The 2214-nt window shown below is 70.0% G+C and carries 1 protein-coding gene; it reads left to right on the plus strand.

Features of this window, described 5'->3' with window-relative positions; all coding sequences use genetic code 11:
- Positions 1 to 2214: glycosyl hydrolase 115 family protein (locus FNH04_RS45185; RefSeq protein WP_228032043.1), on the plus strand; the 2214-nt coding region annotated here is incomplete at both ends.

A 2214-nucleotide genomic window follows, 5' to 3' on the forward strand; every position in this document is an offset into this window, starting at 1 on the left:
TGCGTATAAGAGACAGGAGAGGGCCGGGGGTGGCGCGCCGAGGGCGACCGATCCGGGGGCGTACCTCTCCTTCTCGCCGAAGCCGGGCGCCTTTCCGCTGGTCGGCGCACCTGTCGTCGTAAGTCCTGAGGATCACCCCGGAGTGGTACGGGTCGCAGGAGACCTCCGCGACGACATCGAACGCGTCACGGGTGCACGTCCGGGCGACACGATCGCACGCGAGGCGGTGCTCGTCGGGACCATCGGGAGCAGTCCGCTGATCGACGGGCTGGTGGAGTCGGGCAAGCTCGATGTGAGTGGGGTGCGCGGCCGCTGGGAGACCTCGCTGCAGACCGTCGTCGAGCATCCCCTGCCCGGGGTTGAGCGGGCACTTGTCATCGCCGGCAGCGATCCGCGCGGCACGATCTTCGGGGCGTACGACGTCTCGTACGGCATCGGGGTCTCGCCCTGGTACTGGTGGGACGACGTGGAGCCGGTACACCGGGACGCGGTGTACGTGCTGCCGGGGCGGTTCAGCCAGGGCACGCCGGCCGTGAGGTACCGCGGGATCTTCATCAACGACGAGAACCCGGCGCTCGGCACCTGGGCGCCCAGGTACTTCGGGCCCGGGAAGGCGCCCGGTCACCCCGGCGGCTTCAACGCGGACTTCTGGGCCAAGGTCTTCGAGGTGCTGCTCCGCCTCAAGGGCAACTACCTCTGGCCCGCGGTGTGGGGCCGGGCCTTCGCCGAGGACGATCCGGAGAACCACGCACGGGCGAAGGCGTATGGGATTGTCATGGGCACATCGCACGAGGCGCCCATGATGCGGGGCATCGAGGAGTGGAACCGGCACGCGGTGCCCGCGGTGCGCGACTCCTCCGGAGCCATCGTTAAGCCGGGACACGATCCGTACGGCGGCACGGGGGAGTGGTCCTTCCGGCGCAACGCCGAGGCCATCAAGGCGTACTGGCGTGACGGCATCGAGCGCATGGTCGACCAGGACTTCGAGGGCGTGGTCACGCTCGGGATGCGCGGCAACGGCGACACGAGCCTGCCCGACGGCGACGGCATCGAGCTGATGCGGGAGATCATCGCGACCCAGCGGGAGATCATCGCGGAGGTCACGGGGCGGCCACTTGAGGAGACCCCGCAGGTCTGGACGCTCTACAAGGAGGTCCAGCGCTACTGGGACCGCGGGCTGCGGGCGCCGGACGACGTCACAGTCGTCCTGACCGACGACAACTGGGGGAACATCCGCAAGCACCCGGATCCGGGGGAGCCGCGAGCGGGTGGTCATGGGTTGTACTACCACTTCGACTACGTGGGCGCGGGCCGCAACTACAAGTGGGTCGACACGGCCAGTCTGGCCAACCTCTGGGACCAGCTGCACCAGGCGCACGCTTACGGCAACCACGGGCTGTGGGTGACGAACGTCGGCGACCTGAAGGGCAACGAGCTGCCGACCGAGTTCTTCCTGAACTACGCCTGGAACCCGGACCGCCTGGGCCCGGACGACCTGGAGGAGTGGGAGCGGGGCTACGCGCGGCAGAACTTCGGCGCGGCCGAGGCCCGCGCGATCGCCGCCGTCCTCGCCGACTACGGACAGCTCCAGGCCCGCCGCAAGCCCGAGCTGCTCAACCGTCGCATCACGCTCGACCCCGCGAAGGACCCCACCAAGGAAGAGAGCGCGATCCTCTACGACGACAAGGAGACGCCCTTCTTCTTCGGTCACCGCGAGCTGGAGCGGGTCACGGAGGAGTGGCGGACGCTGGCGAAGGAGGCGGACCGGATCGCGCGACGGCTTCCGGCGCGGGCCCAGGACGCGTGGTTCGAGCTGGTCGGGTACGAGGTGCAGGCGACCGCGAACGTGTACGCGCTGCGGGCGGCCGAGTTCACGAACCTGCTGTACGCGGCCCAGGGCCGGGCCGCGACGAACGACCGGGCGGCCGAGGCGGAGGCCGGCCTGCGACAGGACTTCGCCCTCGCCGACCGCTTCAACTCCCAGGTGGCGGGCGGCAAGTGGAACGGCTTCCAGACACAGCCGCACATCGGGTACGGCGACGTGGAGCGATACGGCCCGAACGCCGGCTGGCAGCAGCCCGAGAAGGACAACGTGGCGCTGCCCGACGAGATCTTCCCCAAGGTCAGGCGCATCGAGGTGCCCGAGGCCGCGGAGCTGGGCGTGTCGGTGGACGGCTCACAGGACGCGGGGGAGTGGTGGCCGGGGGGCGCGGC

Source organism: Streptomyces phyllanthi, assembly GCF_009377205.1.
GTDB classification, from domain to species: domain Bacteria; phylum Actinomycetota; class Actinomycetes; order Streptomycetales; family Streptomycetaceae; genus Streptomyces; species Streptomyces phyllanthi.